The organism is Ensifer sp. LC163, assembly GCF_001695855.1.
Classification (GTDB): Bacteria; Pseudomonadota; Alphaproteobacteria; order Rhizobiales; family Rhizobiaceae; genus Ensifer.
Window position 1 is genome coordinate 169,919 of sequence record NZ_MBSS01000056.1, and the last position, 15,448, is coordinate 185,366.

Annotated in this window: 14 protein-coding genes; 6 read left to right on the top strand and 8 right to left on the bottom strand. The window is 61.5% G+C overall.

Annotated features, from left to right (window positions below):
* Positions 1 to 198 precede the first annotated feature (198 nt).
* From BC360_RS27110 to BC360_RS27135, 6 genes are all read left to right on the top strand, one after another.
* The gene (locus BC360_RS27110) at positions 199 to 1,653 is read left to right on the top strand and encodes an ABC transporter substrate-binding protein (protein WP_413813789.1); all 1,455 of its coding nucleotides are present in this window, start codon (positions 199 to 201) and stop codon (positions 1,651 to 1,653) included.
* A gap of 342 nt (positions 1,654 to 1,995) precedes the next feature.
* Positions 1,996 to 2,949 carry an ABC transporter permease gene (locus tag BC360_RS27115; RefSeq protein WP_065797585.1) on the top strand — a complete coding sequence of 318 codons (954 nt, stop codon included), beginning with the start codon at positions 1,996 to 1,998 and terminating at the stop codon, positions 2,947 to 2,949.
* On the top strand, positions 2,946 to 3,797 hold the full coding sequence (locus BC360_RS27120) for an ABC transporter permease (protein WP_065797518.1): 852 nt from the start codon (positions 2,946 to 2,948) through the stop codon (positions 3,795 to 3,797). Before BC360_RS27115 ends, BC360_RS27120 begins: the two co-directional genes overlap by 4 nt.
* The gene (locus BC360_RS27125; protein ID WP_065797519.1) at positions 3,794 to 4,606 is read left to right on the top strand and encodes an ATP-binding cassette domain-containing protein; all 813 of its coding nucleotides are present in this window, start codon (positions 3,794 to 3,796) and stop codon (positions 4,604 to 4,606) included. The genes BC360_RS27120 and BC360_RS27125 overlap by 4 nt, the downstream gene beginning before the upstream one ends.
* Positions 4,600 to 5,346, top strand: a complete 747-nt coding sequence (locus tag BC360_RS27130; RefSeq protein WP_065797520.1) for an ABC transporter ATP-binding protein — start codon at positions 4,600 to 4,602, stop codon at positions 5,344 to 5,346. The genes BC360_RS27125 and BC360_RS27130 overlap by 7 nt, the downstream gene beginning before the upstream one ends.
* A 189-nt stretch (positions 5,347 to 5,535) precedes the next feature.
* The gene (locus BC360_RS27135) at positions 5,536 to 6,240 is read left to right on the top strand and encodes an OmpW/AlkL family protein (RefSeq protein WP_065797521.1); all 705 of its coding nucleotides are present in this window, start codon (positions 5,536 to 5,538) and stop codon (positions 6,238 to 6,240) included.
* A 192-nt stretch (positions 6,241 to 6,432) separates the two neighbouring features.
* Here BC360_RS27135 and BC360_RS27140 read toward each other — a convergent pair whose 3' ends face one another.
* The 8 genes from BC360_RS27140 to BC360_RS27175 all read right to left on the bottom strand — a co-directional run bounded on the left by BC360_RS27140 (position 6,433) and on the right by BC360_RS27175 (position 15,444).
* On the bottom strand, positions 6,433 to 6,852 hold the full coding sequence (locus BC360_RS27140) for a CBS domain-containing protein (protein WP_065797522.1): 420 nt from the start codon (positions 6,850 to 6,852) through the stop codon (positions 6,433 to 6,435).
* An 87-nt stretch (positions 6,853 to 6,939) separates the two neighbouring features.
* Positions 6,940 to 9,105 carry a glycoside hydrolase gene (locus BC360_RS27145; RefSeq protein ID WP_065797523.1) on the bottom strand — a complete coding sequence of 722 codons (2,166 nt, stop codon included), beginning with the start codon at positions 9,103 to 9,105 and terminating at the stop codon, positions 6,940 to 6,942.
* Positions 9,105 to 10,103: a glycosyltransferase gene (locus tag BC360_RS27150; RefSeq protein WP_065797524.1), complete on the bottom strand. Its 999-nt coding sequence runs from the start codon at positions 10,101 to 10,103 to the stop codon at positions 9,105 to 9,107. The genes BC360_RS27145 and BC360_RS27150 overlap by 1 nt, the downstream gene beginning before the upstream one ends.
* A 54-nt stretch (positions 10,104 to 10,157) precedes the next feature.
* Positions 10,158 to 10,592 carry a VanZ family protein gene (locus tag BC360_RS27155; RefSeq protein WP_244512931.1) on the bottom strand — a complete coding sequence of 145 codons (435 nt, stop codon included), beginning with the start codon at positions 10,590 to 10,592 and terminating at the stop codon, positions 10,158 to 10,160.
* Positions 10,593 to 10,629: 37 nt separating this feature from the next.
* A complete protein-coding gene (locus tag BC360_RS27160) occupies positions 10,630 to 11,730 on the bottom strand; it encodes a glycosyltransferase family 4 protein (RefSeq protein ID WP_244512938.1) in 1,101 nt (366 codons plus the stop codon).
* Positions 11,731 to 12,103: 373 nt separating this feature from the next.
* Entirely contained in the window at positions 12,104 to 13,348 is a 1,245-nt protein-coding gene (locus tag BC360_RS27165) for a glycosyltransferase family 4 protein (RefSeq protein WP_065797525.1), read from the bottom strand.
* 10 nt (positions 13,349 to 13,358) lie between these two features.
* On the bottom strand, positions 13,359 to 14,120 hold the full coding sequence (locus BC360_RS27170) for a polysaccharide deacetylase family protein (RefSeq protein WP_065797526.1): 762 nt from the start codon (positions 14,118 to 14,120) through the stop codon (positions 13,359 to 13,361).
* Positions 14,113 to 15,444 (bottom strand): O-antigen ligase family protein, encoded by a 1,332-nt coding sequence (locus tag BC360_RS27175; protein ID WP_065797527.1) that lies wholly within the window; start codon positions 15,442 to 15,444, stop codon positions 14,113 to 14,115. Before BC360_RS27175 ends, BC360_RS27170 begins: the two co-directional genes overlap by 8 nt.
* Between the last annotated feature and the right edge of the window lie 4 nt (positions 15,445 to 15,448).

A 15,448-nucleotide genomic window follows, 5' to 3' on the forward strand; every position in this document is an offset into this window, starting at 1 on the left:
TTCCCACTAAATTGGTAGGGAATTTGTATGATGCATCGCAACCGCCCGATGTGTACATTCGGACGGCAAGCGCGACCTCGCGTGATGAGTATATATGCAGGAGTTAGGGAAATGACTGGCAACACGATCGACTTGGGCGAACTTTCGAGGCTGAGCCGGAAAGGCAGGCGTTCGATCCTCGCCTCCGCAGCTTTGGCCATGCTGTCGACGAGCACGGCAGCGCTCGCGCAGGACGCAAACTTCGATCCGGATGCCTCCGTCGTCATCGGCTCGCTCTATGAACCGCAGAACCTGGACAACACCGCCGGCGCCGGCCAGGGCATCAACGAAGCCTTCAACGGCAACGTCTACGAGGCCCTGTTCACACTGACCGATGCGGGCGACGTCACTCCCGGTCTCGTGGCCGAACAGACAATCAGCGAAGACGGCCTCACCTATACCTTCAAGCTCCGGCCGAACGTCACCTTCCACTCCGGCGACCCGCTGACGGCACAGGACGTGAAGCACAGCATCGAGCGCGTGGTCGCGCCCGATTCCAAGAGCTCGCGCAAGAAGAGCCTGGCGACGATCAGCGGGATTGAGACCCCCGACGATCAGACGGTGGTGGTCAAGCTTTCCGCCCGCTCCATCTCGCTGCCTTACAACCTCAGCTATGTCTGGATCGTCAACGACGCGGCGAAGGATCTCAACGCCGGCGAAGATGGCACGGGCCCTTACCGCCTCGACGAGTGGCGCCGCGGCTCGTCGCTGGCGCTCAGCCGCAACGACAAATACTGGGGCACGGCCCCGACCAATGGCGAAGTCGTCTTCCAGTACTTCACCGACGCCACTGCGCTCAACAATGCGCTGCTGACGGGTGCCGTCGATGTCATCACCAGCGTGCAGAGCCCGGATTCGATTGCCCAGTTCAAGGACAATCCCGATTTCACGGTGACCGCCGGCCAGTCGACCACCAAGGAGCTCCTGGCGTTCAACGACAGGGTCGAGCCCTTCAACAACGTCAAGGTCCGCAAGGCCATCGCCCGCGCGATCGACGACAAGAAGCTGCTGCAGTCGATCTGGGGGGAATACGGCACGCTGATCGGCTCCTTCGTGCCGCCGACCGATCCGTGGTACGTCGACCTCACCGGCGTCGATGCCTATGACGTCGAAAGCGCCAAGGCGCTCTTGAAGGAAGCCGGCTTTGCCGATGGCTTCTCGTTCAAGCTCGACACGCCGAATTACGACCCGCATCCGATCGTCGCCCAGTTCCTCCAGAGCGAGCTGGCGAAGGTCGGCATCAAGGTCGAGATCAACGTCATCACCGCCAACGAGTGGTACACCAAGGTCTACAAGGCGCACGATTTCCAGGCGACACTGCAGGAACACGTCAATCACCGCGACATCGTGTTCTACGGCAATCCCGACTTCTACTGGGGATACAACAACCCTGATGTCGTCGACCTGATCAAGGAATCGGAAGCCGCGGCCAACACCGACGCGCAGACGGCCAAGCTGACGGAGGCAAACCGCATCATTGCCGAGGACGCTGCCAGCAACTGGCTCTATCTCTATCCGCAGATCGTGGTTTCGAGCTCGGCCGTCACCGGTTATCCCGTCAACGGCCTCAACTCGCAGTTCTTCGCCTACAACATCAAGAAGAGCGGCAACTGATCCCGACCTTCTTCTAGACGATCTGCCGCGATCGCACGCTCAAGAAGGGAGCCCTCGAGCAATTTGGGGGCTCCTTTGCGTTGACGGCTATGCCACGCCATTCCCTCCGCAAGGCAACGCCAAGTCAGTCTGTTCCTACCCGGATGCAAAACAGCGCCGCGGGCGAGGTGCGCCGCACCAAGGCGCTGTAGCGCTCGGAACGTGCTGCATAATTTCCGCTGAAACCGATGACGATTTAGGGGATTATGCAGTAGCCTCCCGGTTGATTATGTGCAAAAGCCAGCGCTCCGGGCCCGGGTGTTACGCCCGTCGGATAAAAGGAAGCCCACCATTTTCGCCTATATTCTGCGCCGCTTCGCCATTCTGATCCTGTCGCTGCTGATCGCCGCGGTGGTGCTGTTTGTGCTGCTGCGCCTTTTGCCCGGAGACCCGGCGAACGCCTTGCTTTCCGTTGGCGCCGATCAGCAACAGATCGAGGCAGCGCGCGAACAGGTCGGCTCCAACCTGCCGCTCTGGGAGCAGTTCCTGCGCTTCGTCGGCAATCTCGCCCGCTTCGATCTCGGAACATCCTTCGTCAGCGGCAAGCCCGTTGTCGAGGAAATCGCCGCCCGCCTGACCGTAACGGTGCCGCTGGCGCTGCTGGGCTTTGCGCTTGCGATCGCCATTGCCGTTCCGCTCGGCATCCTGTCGGCGGTCAAGGCCAATCGCTGGTACGGTGCGGCCATTTCGACCGTGTCGCAGCTCGGCATCGCCATCCCGGTCTTCTGGGTGGGAATCCTGCTCGTCACCGTCTTTGCGGTCAATCTTCGGCTCTTTCCCTCGGGCGGTTATCCCCGTCGCGGCTGGCAGAACGAGGGCCAGGTTCTGTATGCGCTCGCACTGCCGGTCCTGACGATCGGGCTGGTCATGGCCGCCTCGCTGATCCGCTACATCAGATCCGCGACACAGGACGTTCTCGGCAGCGACTACCTGCGAACCGCCCGCGCGCTCGGCGCCAGCTTCTCGCAGGCGCTGATCCGACATGGCATTCGCAACGGCGCCGTGCCGATCGTTTCGATCCTGGGCATCGAGCTTGCAACGACCCTGCTTGGCGCAGTCGTGGTCGAGCGGGTGTTCGCCCTGCCCGGCCTTGGCTCGATGCTGCTGTTGGCAATCGAGCAGCGCGACTATCCCAATGTCCAGGGCGTGTTGTTCATCTCAACCCTGCTCGTGCTGCTGATCGGCTTTGCCGCCGATCTGTTTCAGCGGCTGATCGATCCCCGCTTGCGGGAACGGGCGACAGGAGCTGCAACATGACCTCGCTGGACCTTTCGACGGATAGACCGGCCCGCAGACACTCGCTGTCGCTTTCCATCGGGCTCGCGCTCGTCGGCCTGAACGTCGTTGTCGCCATCCTCACCCTGTTCTGGACGCCCTACGATCCGCTCAATGCCTCCGGCGGTCGGCTCGAAGCGCCGTCATGGCTGCACTGGGTCGGAACGGATCGGCTCGGCCGAGACTACCTGACGCAAATCATGATCGGCGCGCGCACCGCGTTGATCGTCGGTACCGGCGCGGTTGCGATCGGCGCCTCGATCGGCGTGACACTCGGTATACTCGCCGCTTTCGCGACGCGCCTGCTCGACGATGTGATGGCCGCGACCCTCGATATCCTGATCGCGTTTCCCACACTGCTGCTGGCGATGCTGGTGGTCGCTGCCAGCGACAGCGCCAGCCTGTGGTCGGCGATCCTGGCGCTCGGCCTGGCGATCTCGGCGATCGTCGCCCGCTTGACGCGCATCCTTGCCAAGCGCGTGCTGCGCCAGGACTATATCATCGCATCCCGGACCTCCGGCACCTCGTGGCTAGGTGTGGTCGCATGGCATGTGCTACCCAATATATGGCCGACGCTCTCGGTCAACTTCGCACTGCAATTCGGCCTGGCCGTGATCGCGGAGGCGTCGCTTTCCTATCTCGGCCTTGGCGCACCGCCGCCGAACGCGTCCTGGGGCAGGTTGCTGCAGGAAGCCCAAGGCACGGTCTATACGGCCCCCGTCGGCTCGATTGCGCCCGGCATTGCCCTGGTCGCGCTGGTCATCGGCATGAACCTATTTGCCGACGGGCTGCGGGATGTCGGCGATCCGACACGCAGGAGATCACGATGAGCGCCTTGCTTTCCGTCCAGGGCCTGACTGTGCGCGCCGGCGGCAAGACAGTGGTTTCGGACCTGTCATTCTCCATCGGCTCCGGTGAGCGGATGGGGCTGATCGGCGAATCCGGTTCGGGCAAGTCCATGACCGCGATGGCCATTACCGGCCTGTTGCCGCCGAACATTTCTGTGACCGGCTCGATCGTGCTCGATGGCCAGGAAATCGTTGGGACTGAAGACAAGCACTTGAACCGGCTGCGCGGGGTCGCGACCGCCGTCGTCTTCCAGGAACCGCTGACAGCGCTTGATCCGCTGATGAAAATCGGCAAGCAGATTGCCGAGCCGGTCCGCCGCAGGCTTCAGCGTGAACAGGGCCGTGCGTCGCGTCAGGCGGTTGGCCGCGAAGTGCTGGATCTGCTCGACAAGGTCGCCCTGCCGCAGCCGGAGCGCATCGCCAACGCCTATCCGCACGAGGTGTCGGGCGGCCAGCGCCAGCGCGTGGCGATCGCGATGGCGCTCGCCTGCCGCCCAAAACTTCTGATCGCCGACGAGCCGACGACGGCTCTCGACGTCACCACGCAGGCCGAAATCCTCAAGCTGCTCGATGGGCTGGTGCGCGAAACGGGAATGGCTCTGCTCTTCATCAGTCACGACCTGCCTGTTGTTGCCGAAGTGGTGCAGCGCGTGATGGTGTTGCGCGACGGCATAGCGCTTGAAGAAGGCGCCGTTATCGACGTGTTCGCCAACCCGTCGCACGACTATACGCAGACGCTCGTCGACGCCGCACGCATGTTCGACGAGGCCCTTGGACGGACCGGATCATGATGCTGGACCTGCAGAATGTGAACTTCGGCTATTCCCGTCACCGCAAGGTTTTATCAGACGTTTCGTTCAACGTGCGCGCCGGCGCCAGCGTCGGCCTGGTCGGCGAGTCCGGTTCGGGCAAGACGACGCTGCTGCGACTGCTGCTCGGCCTCGAACGGCCCACCAGCGGCACAATCCGCTTCGGCGACGAAGTGCTCGATCCGGCCGACGGCGCGTTCATGCGCCGCTACCGGCGTTCGGTACAGCCGGTCTTCCAGGATCCCTACTCGTCGCTCGATCCTCGCCAGAAGGTGCTCGACATCATCGCCGAGCCGCTGCAATCGCTGCGCATCGCCGGACCGCGGAAGGATGCGGTGGCACAGGCGCTGGAGGCAGTGGGCCTGCCCCTCGACGCCATGGAGCGATACCCGCATGAATTTTCCGGCGGCCAGCGCCAGCGCATCGCCATCGCGCGCGCGATCGTCGCCCGTCCACAGATCATTCTTGCCGATGAAGCCGTCAGCGCTCTCGACCTTTCGACCCGCATCCGCATCGTCGAACTGTTCAAGACTTTGTCGGCAACGCTGACGCTGGTGTTCGTGTCACACGACCTCGGCGTCGTCGCATCGCTTTGCGAGGAGATGGTCATCCTCGAAAAGGGACAGGTGGTCGAGAGCGGCAAGACGCGCGATATCCTGGCGGCGCCACAGCATTCCTATACCCAGCGGTTGCTTGCCAGCATTCCACGCATGCCGGCTTGAGCGTTTGGAGCCGTTAGCATTCGCCACGCGCGAATCTCGCGGCGGCGGCCACCCCACCAACTGGCAAACCACCTTGATCTAGAACAACCCCTCGTCGAGCGGAGTTGCCCATAGTGCCGCCGGCCGCAGATTCACTGCCGCCGCATGCCCTGAATGGCAATTTTTAACTTCTTCTGGGGGTCCGGAATCATGTTTACTCGCTCCATCCTGCCAACCGCCGCCACGCTCGTCTTGCTGGCGGCCCCGGTCACCGCGGCTCGGGCTGCAGACCTGACCGCACCGAGCGAACCCGCCCCTGCGCTGCCGGCCGCAAGCGAGCAGAGCCCATGGATGATCCGCGCCCGCGCGCTCGCCGTCCTGCCAGAGGACAAGGCATCGGTGCAGCTGAACGGCACGTCGCTCGACGGCGAAAAGGTCGGCGTCAGCAATTCCGTCGTGCCCGAACTCGATATCACCTACTTCTTCACCGACAATCTTGCGGCCGAACTGATCCTGGGCACGACCCCTCACACGGCAAGGGGCAGCGGCTCGATCGCCGGTCTCGGCGAGATCGGCAAGGCCTGGCTGCTGCCGCCAACGCTGACGCTGCAGTACCACGTCAATCTCACCGACACGATCAAGCCCTATGTCGGCGCCGGCGTGAACTACACCATTTTCTACGATGAAAAGGCCAAGGGAGATTTCTCCAGCTTCAACCTCAAGAACACGTTCGGCGTTGCGCTGCAGGCCGGCGTCGACATCAAGCTCGACGATCACTGGGGCATCAACTTCGACGTGAAGAAACTGTTCCTCGAACCGGAGGTCAACGCGACCCTGCCGGGCGCAGGCACAGTGACAGGCAAGGTCAAGCTCGATCCCTGGCTGATCGGCACAGGCATCACCTACCGCTTCTGACGCTTTCGTCAGCGGTGACGCGTTGGCAGACAAAGTCCTTCCCCCCGCCGCCGTGACGCGGCGAGGGGAACACCCTACAGCGCCGCGCGTCTTAGCAGACGCGCGGCGCTGTAGCACTTTGAATTTCTGCATGTTTTTGTCCTTAAATCGGATGGGATTTAAGGAAACATGCAGTAAGCCAGCGGTCGCATTTCATGCGTGATGTGCGGTTACGGCCTTGACCAATCCGGTCGTCAGTTCACGGCTGCTCGCATGGGAGATATCGCCCAGCGACAACATACCGACCATACGTTTTTCGTCATCGATCACCGGCAGGCGCCGTATCTTCTTGGCCTCCATCAGGCGAACGGCGTCCTCGAGCGTTTCGCTCGTGCGGCAGTAGACGATATCCTTCGTCATGATGTCGCGCGCGGTCAGCGACGCGGCATCGTGGCCGTTCGCCCACGCCCGCACTGCAATATCCCTGTCCGTCACCATGCCGATAAGGCGATCGTTTTCGCCGACCGGCAGAGCGCCGATGTCTTCGTCACGCATGATCCTTGCCACCGTGCGCAAGTCCGTTTCAGGCGTTATCCAGCGCGCGCCGGGGTGCATTGCTTCCCAAGTTCTCATCGCATCCTCCCTTGGTTTGAAAGGATGATTATAGGCGGAGATCATGGCCAATCATTGATCCGCTGAGCCGCATTCCAGTGCTGAGGCTTACTCAAGTTCCAGCAGGAAGTAGGTCGTCGGGCCGGACGGGGCATCGTTGCTCAGGCGAAATGCGACGGCGCCGACACCATCGGCCACCGGTGGGTGAACTGTTCCGTCAAGCCCCACCGGAGAAATGCGCCACCTTGCAGCCGTCCGAGACAGGGAGAGATCGACATACCCCCGCCGGATCAGCACCGGCAACCGTCCAAAACTCTCGATGACCTGCTCTTCGCTGTCACGGAATGCCATGTCCGTATTCTGGGCGTCGGTTGCAAAGATCAACAGGAAACGCCGGCTGTCGGACAAGGTTGCGCGCGGATCCAGCACCGACAGCGCGACAAGACCATTGCCGTCGGCGCGCTCCACCCGCAGCATGTCGAGGTCGACCGGCTCGCGCAGGGACGCAAACGCCATCGCTTCCGTCGCCGGTGTCTTAACGCGCAACTGGCCGGCGAACCGATCGAGGAGAATTTCACCGGTGCTGCTTTGATAGATGCCGGCATCGACGTTCGTTCCATTGTCTGGCATCAACGTGCCGTTCGACCGCAGCAGCGCCAGCATATAGTCGCTGCTTTCCCGCCGCGGCTGGGCGATCGCAAGCGCATCGCCCAATCGCTCGGCTCGGCCCAGACCGATACGGCCGACCAGGGCAAGATCGGTCAGAGACTCCGGCTCGCGCGCCTGCATATCATCGGTCAGATCCTCCTCGCCGCGCACGGAAAATGGGATCGTCACATCAGAGGTCGCAACATCGCCACGGCGATAGAGCAAGGCGGCCAAGGTCTCGCCCGCGCGGGCGACCGGATCGAGCGCAATCGCGTAGGGCAGCATCGCCCGCTTGTGGGGAAACGGCTCCCCATAGGCGAGCGCGATCGGCCCGTGACCATGGCGGCAAAGAGCGTCCCAGCCCTGAAGGGCGGCATAGGCCGGCATGGCAAGGCCAGCCTCGTAACGGTAGCGGTTCCAGAACAAGTGATCGTATTCGCTGACAACGAATGGTTTTCCGAGCCAGCGCGATGCTGCGATCATCCTGATATAGTTGACGCCATCGGCGATTGAACTGGTTTGCAGAAGTTCGCTGCCCGGCGCGTAGCCGCCAACCCAATCGTGGTAAGTGTTCGCCGTAACGACCTGGAGGTCGCGCCTGCTGAGACCCATCTGGCTCGACGGCCAATTGTTGTAGTTGCTGATCAGGCCCTTGTAGCCGAGGTCGCGCAGAACCTTGCTCATGCGCGCGGTGGAGGCACGCTCGGTTTCGACGAAGAACGCCTGCAGATCGCGCAGACGCGGGCTGTCGTTATAGCGATCCAGTGGCAACCTGATCCCGCCTGTTTCAAGCTCTTCCCCGGCATCGAGCGCGCCCCACACCTTCGCCAGGTTCGCCGTTGTACCGTAACGCTTCTTCAGCCAGAGATTGAACGGCCCAGCCAAGCTCTCGTCATAGGGGGCCCGGCCCGGCCGGTCGTGGACCACCGCTTCGAACTCCAGGCCATTCTCATTGGCGAGAATAACCAGCGCAAGAGCTTGGTCATGGATCGGAGCTTCGCCCGTGTAAGGGTTCACGCGCCCGAGGATCGCCTCTTGCAACCGCCTCCAATGCTCAAAGGTCCGGTCGTCCAGGTGAAGCATGAGTTTCACATCGCCGCCCGTGTCCCAGCGATCGTCGAAACCGCCATATGCGCCACGCGGCGACGACAGACCATCGATGATCCAATGGATGCCGTTGCGCTTCAGAGCCGCAAGCAGATACTGCATCCGGTCGAGCGTTTCCGCATCGAAATCGAAATCCCGATCACGCCCGAACATCAGACTTGCATCGACGAAATGCAGGCGTGCGATATTGTAGCCATGCATCGCCAGTTGGCGCGCGTAACGATCTGCGCCTTCGTGATCGGAGAAGCCGCCGGACGCGGGGCTCCAGGCGAGCGAGGCGCACAACATCCTGACCGGCGTATCCGGCGCTTTCGCATAGGCAAGGCGCCCTTGCTTGCCGGCAACCAGCCTATGATCGTCATCGATCGGGGCGTTCGGCAGGATTGACGAGAAATCGAGCGGGCTGCCTGGGCGCAATTCGAGCGAGATCTCCTTGACCGGGGCCCACTGATCCGAGGCGCTTGCAGGCAGGCACATCACCGCAAGCACCAGCGCCGCCCCCAGGATCCGCTGATGCATCACGCTGCCGCTCCAAGCAACTTGCTCTCGATCGGGGCCTCCGGCTTTCGCCGCCGCCTGAAAAAGCCGACGGGCAATGCAGCGGCATGGAAGAACCAGGCGACGACCGTGTAGAGCCCCATGTTCAAGCTGCCCTTGCGAAAACTCATCAGCACGATGACACCGGCCAGCGCAGCGGTGACGATGCCCAAGCCGACTGTCAGGCTGGGCGAGAACAAGAGCACGCAGAACGAAAGCGCCCACCAGAGGTAGACGAGGCACCAAAGCTTCAGCTCGGGCAGCTCGCGCACAAGCTGGAAGAAATAGGGCCGGCCAACGGAGGCGCGCAGAAGTTCGCCGATACCGAAGAGATATTTGCTCTTCCAGCGTCGAACCAGAAGACGATAGGAATTGACGGTGTGGCCGAAGTGCTGGACGAAACGGCGGTCAAGGCGATGCAATCCCCACCCGGCGCTTCGCAACCGGATGCCGAGATCGAATTCCTCGTATCCATGGAGATTGCGATCGGAGAGGTAACCGACCGCCTCGATCGCATCGCGCCGGTAAAGCCCGCCGCCGTTCATCCGGTCGATCGATCCGATCCGGTTTTCCGGTGAGTTGCGTTTGACGCGCCGCGAAAATTCGAGGTTGGACGTCAACATCTCCTGCACATGACCGGTAACACCCGCAACCGAGGGGTTGTCGGCGAGAAACGCCACGGCGACGTCGAGAAAATCACCATCGAGCAGCATGTCGCCGTCGAGCAGACAAATATGGTCGCCTTTGGAATACTGAAAGCCGAGTTGCGGGCCAATGCCGCAGCTCGGTCGCGCCGGCGGACTGATCTGAGCGATGACCACGGGGTATTGCGAAGCGATCTCGACCGTCCGGTCGGACGAGCCGCTGTCGGCAATGATGACTTCGCCACCTGTCTCGCCGAGAGCTGCAAGCGCGCTTTCAATCGTGGCCGCTATTCGCTTCTCTTCGTTCAGCGTCTTGATGATGACGGATACTGCCACGCGAGCCTCCAAAATCACCGGGGCGTCTAGCCAAGCGTTCCGGCGCAGCCCGTTCTACCCCTGATACTTTGAGTTTTGGTTTATTTGCCCCAGCAATTGCAGCAGACGTGACCGATAGCGGATCAGTATTGAACCCGAAGCCACGCCGCAGGCGCCGCCGAGCAGTTTGACGACGAGATCCTCGATCCGCGCATGGCGATCCGCCAGCACCATCTGCAGCAGTTCGAAGCCGACCGCGGTTGCGAAGACGAGGCAAAGCACAAGAACGATGCGCCTTGAGTAACCGATCGCGAACAGCAGGCCCATCAACCCGAACGCACCGAAGCGCTCGACATGCACGAACGTGCCCATGCGCGGGCGCAGATCGAGCGGCGAGAGCGTCGAATAGGCGATTACGGCGAATATGAGCCATGCAAGCAGGCCGGCGGTGCGCTTGATATTCATACTTTGCTTGTCTCTCCGCACCGCACGTAACACGGCAATCGTCATCCGTCGGCAACAGGGAGATCGCGCAATTGCGCGCGATTTATTTTGCCACCAACGCGCTATACACCGCCACGGTCTTTTCCGCCACGCTTGTCCAGCTGTAGGCGGCTTCGGCGCAGGCGGCACGGGCGCGCATCTCGCTTTCACTGGGAGGATTGGCCAGCTTGGCCGTCATCGCCGATGACAGTGCCTCCACGTCGCCAAGCGGGAAATATTCCTCGCCGGCAAGGCCAAGCTCGCGATTGGCAACGATATCGCTGGCAAGAACCGGCAGACCATAGGCCATGGCCTCCAGCAATGCGATCGGCATGCCCTCATGGCTGGAAGGCAGAACGAATAGTGCCGCATTGGCAAAAAGCTCCGCCAGCCGATCACCAGACTGGAAGCCCGTCAGAACGACACCGCCAACATCGCTCGCCAGCCTTCTCACCTCTTCCGTGTATGAGGTCTCGAATTCAGCACCGCCGGCGAGCACCAACCGGAACTCCTGATTGGAGCATTTGGCATAGGCGCGGATCAGATCGAGCTGGCGCTTCTCGGGCACGATGCGCGCGGCAAGCAGGATGTAACGCCGTGGCACAAGGCCGAACTCGGCAAGAATTCCCGTCTCGCCGTTGGCCGGCGAAACCGACACCCCATTGGGCACAAGGGACATGGACACGTTGTGCCGCGCGCCCATGGTATCGGCGATATCCTTCGAAATGGCGATCCGGCCGCTTGCAAAGCGCATGCCCAGGAGTTCGCCGAGTTTCAACATATTCTTGGCAAGGGCACCCCATTTTTGCCGGTCGTAATCATAGCCGTGATGGGTGACGACCACCGTCAGTCCGAGCATTCTTGCAAGCGGCACGAAAAGCGCCGGCCCTATCGCATGGATATGCAGCACGTCAGGGCGCCGCCAGCCCGCGTAGCAAACGCCGATGAACGTGTGAACGATGGCTTCCAGCGCCATCCGGCGAGGCGCCCAGAACGGGAAGACGCGAATGCCGTTCCAGCTAAAGGGAGCCGATTCGGGAAGATATCGACGACGCCCGATGACGTCGACGTCCCAGCCATGCTTCGTAAGCTTGCCGGCAAGGATCTCGACATGCTTTTCGATGCCGCCCTGCACATCCGGAATTCCGCGCAGGCCCAGCATCATCACGCGCCGTCGTGCCGCTCGCGCGCCCAGCCGTCGATCTTTACCTGTCAGCTCGCGATGACTGTCCACGAGATAGACTCCACGCTGGGCAGCACCGCCCTTTCCGTCGACGCCTTCCAATACTCCAGATTGTACAATCTCAGAAGAGATCGACGGCTGTTGCCGACGATCAACTTGCGAGACTCCTGACTTTCTGCCCATGGTGTGGCCTCAAGGATTGCGCACCCGCTGCCTTTTACGTTAATAATACTTAACAAATTCGTAAATTAATCATTAAATATCGAATGAACCGGCCAACAAATGAACGGAATTAATGTCATAGTAAGTATATATGCAATTCTTGGTTAATGTCGCAAGGATGAAATCCGCCGAACTATGCGGCTCCAAGCGTTGCGTAAAGATCAAGCGTTCTGTCCCGATAAACATCGGCGGAGAAATCCCTGGATACCCACGCCCTGCCTGCCGCGCCCATCCCGGCCCGCGCAGCAGGTCCAAGAGCTGCGATGTCGGTCAGCGCTCGTGCCAAATCCTCGGCGTCTCCGGACGCCGCCGTCGCGCCCGTTTCTCCGACCCGGATCATTTCCGGAATGCCCCCGATGGCTGAACCGACCACCGGCCGCCCCAGAGCGTATGCCTCCAGCAGGCTGATCGGTGCGTTTTCGTACCATTCAGACGGCAGGACGAGCGCCCTGGATGACCCGATCAAACCGTGTAGGCTCTCGCCCGAGAGATAACCGGTGAACGTCACGTCGGCATCGAGCGCGCTGGCGAGCTGCCGCAGCGACGCCTCTTCGGGGCCAGCACCGGCAACGACCAGCCGCTGTTTCGAGAGCGCCGCCGCCTTGATCAGGGTGGCAATGCCCTTCTCGGGCGCAAGTCGCCCTGCGAAAACGAAATAATCGCCCTCGTCCCAGGCGCTGCGGTAATCGTCCACATCAACGAAATTTGGAATGTGCACCATCTGCTCCCGTGCCCAACCCCATTCTACTAGCTTCTCCACGTAGAACTGGCTCGGAACGACGATACGATCGACCTTGTTTCGATAGAGCCCCAGCGCGCGATGCAATACCGTTTCGGCGAGGACCACGCCGCTCAATATCGGCGAGCCCTTGACGCAGCGATGGCGCAGGACGTTGTAGACCCGCCCACCGCGACAGTCCTCGCAGATCTTGCCGTCGCGCAGCATCTTGTAGGAAGGACAGGCAAGCTTGAGGTCATGAGCCGTCATCACGACTGGCACGCCGGCTGTCTTCAGCGTCGAAAAGATCGCCGGCGACAGGTGATGGTAGACATTGTGCGCGTGGGCGACGGACGGACGGGCACGGTCGATCAGCCTGGAGATGTTACGCTGCGCTTCGCGCGAATAGATCACGCTTGCCGCTTGCTCCACTTTTCGCAGAAAACTCGTTTGGCGGCCAAATTCGATTTCGGACACGAAATAGTCTGACCAGGCAGAACGTTCGTTGTCCTCGTGCTCCATGGCAAAAGGCACGACATCCCAGCCGATGTCGGTAAACATCTTCATATGGTCGAAGAAGACCGCCTCAGCGCCGCCACGGCGATAGAAGTAGTTGTTGATGGCGAGAAGTCGCTTGCCGGCGGCTACCGTGTTGGACACATCGTTCTCCTCATCCGCCAAGCCGATCGAGCGCCTTGTCGACAGGCAGGACCGTGCATCGTTTCTCGACCGCGTAACGCACGAGATGTTCGAACGTCTCTGGCGTGCAGCCATAGGGCGTGGGACGCGGCGCGATGTCGTGCGTGAAAAAGACCAGCCATCCCGGCTGCGCGACGAGAGCATCGATCCAGCGCGTCAGTGCAAAAGCGTGCTTCTCAGGCTGGCGGATCTCAACCGCCTTCAGCATCAGCGGATCGACCGCACCGCGGTTGATCGCTTCCCCTGCCGCCCGGCAGGTGCGATAGCGCCGCCCCAATTCCTTGCGCGCCATCGGCCAGGCGGCGTTGTAGGGAAAGGCAAAGTTCCTTGCCGGCTCGCCAACCCCGCTGCGCGCGAGATAGTCCGCATTTCGCTCGAGGTCTTGCGCAAGCGCGCCTCCGGTCAAGCGCCTTATCTTGCTGTGGCTGAAAGTGTGGCAACCGACTTCGTGCTCACGCCTGGAGAGCGCCTCGCAACCCGCAGCCGTGATCAAGGTCCGATCCGGCTCGACCCGTCCTTCGAGCCCTCCGGCAATGTAGAATGTACCGCGAACGCCGTGCCGTTCGAGGATCTCGGCACCCTGATGCAGCGCGCTGTCGGGCACGTCGTCGAAGGTAAAGGAAACGAGCGGGACGTCTGTCCTGACGTCGAGCTTCTTCGGAGCAAAGCGCCAGATCAGGCGATTTGCCAGCCGGTCGACGAGGCCATCAACCTTTTGCAGAAGCTCAGGCATAGGCAACGCCCCCTTTTTCGGCGGACTGCGACGGCAGGGCTAGGACCGCCCGCGCCTGCAGATGCAAACCGTAGAGTGAAAACAGGAAGGTGAACCAAAGCAGGTTACCGCCCTCGTAAAACAAGCTCTCAAGTCCGGCATTGAAGATCGTGTAGAGCCAGACGCGCGTAAAAAGCCGCGTGAGATGCGAGTGCTCCTCGGCCGGTGCCATGCGTGCAATGTTGCGCAGCGGCAGGACGAGGATCCACAGCACCGTCAACAGCAGCCCGGGAAAGCCGGTCGTCAAGGCAATATCGAGATAGGAGTTGTGGCCGTTGGCGGCAGCCACCGCCCAGGTCTCGATCGCGCCGCCGCTATGGACCAGCTCCGCCGTTTGCCAGAAAGCCTTGAAGCCGTAGCCGGTGATAGGCTGCTCGGCGAGCGCTGTGAACGCGAAACGCCAGATATCCGCCCGATTGGTGAACGTCGCATCAATGCCAAGCTCGGTTATTAATTCGCTTAGCGGGGTGAACACGGCAGAGCCGACCGCGAACAGGTTGAACAGCCCGACACCACCGATGACGATAGGAATGCGCAAGAAACGGAACTTCTCGAATATCCAGGCGAGCAGCAGGATCGCCGGAAGCATCGCGGTCGACGTCTTGCCGCCGGTGTGGATGAGGAAGTTGAACGACAGGAGCACAATGGCGATCCCGGCCAATCGCGACCAGGTATTCATCACGAAAAGTCCGAAGAAAGCCGCGATCACCATGGCGGCCGCAGCACTGTTCTTGTGCGGGAAATGGCCGCGCCAGAGACCCGCATTCATCGGCTCGCGCAGTTCGGACGCCTGGTGGATGGAGAGCGCCGGCTTGAAGGCGATGCCGTAGTAGGCAACGCCGAGCATGATGAGCGTGCCGACGCCCAGCATCTTGGCGAAATGCCGCTCGCTGGCGGGCAACAGGAGGTAGATGCTCGCATTGACCGTCACCATGACGGCGAGAACGGTGCCCTTGATCCCAAGTATTGGGTAGGCCGAGATCACCGATACGAACAGGAACCAGGCGAACAGCACGGCCAGCAGCGGACGCGGCTGCAGGATGATGTTTCGCATCGGGTGGCAGAGGCCATAGCCAAACATACCCGCGAACAGCAGCAGGGAAACGATTTGGTTCAGGCGGTTGGAATTGCCGGCGGACGGATCGAGCACTGCTGCCCCGGTCAGGTCGACGAAAGGGTTGATCGATATCCAGAAGAACAGAAACATCGCCATGAACAGCAGGGTGCCGACGCGCAGCCGCAGCGTATCGGCGGCATTGGTTTCGACATAGGCAGCGCTCGTCATTGGC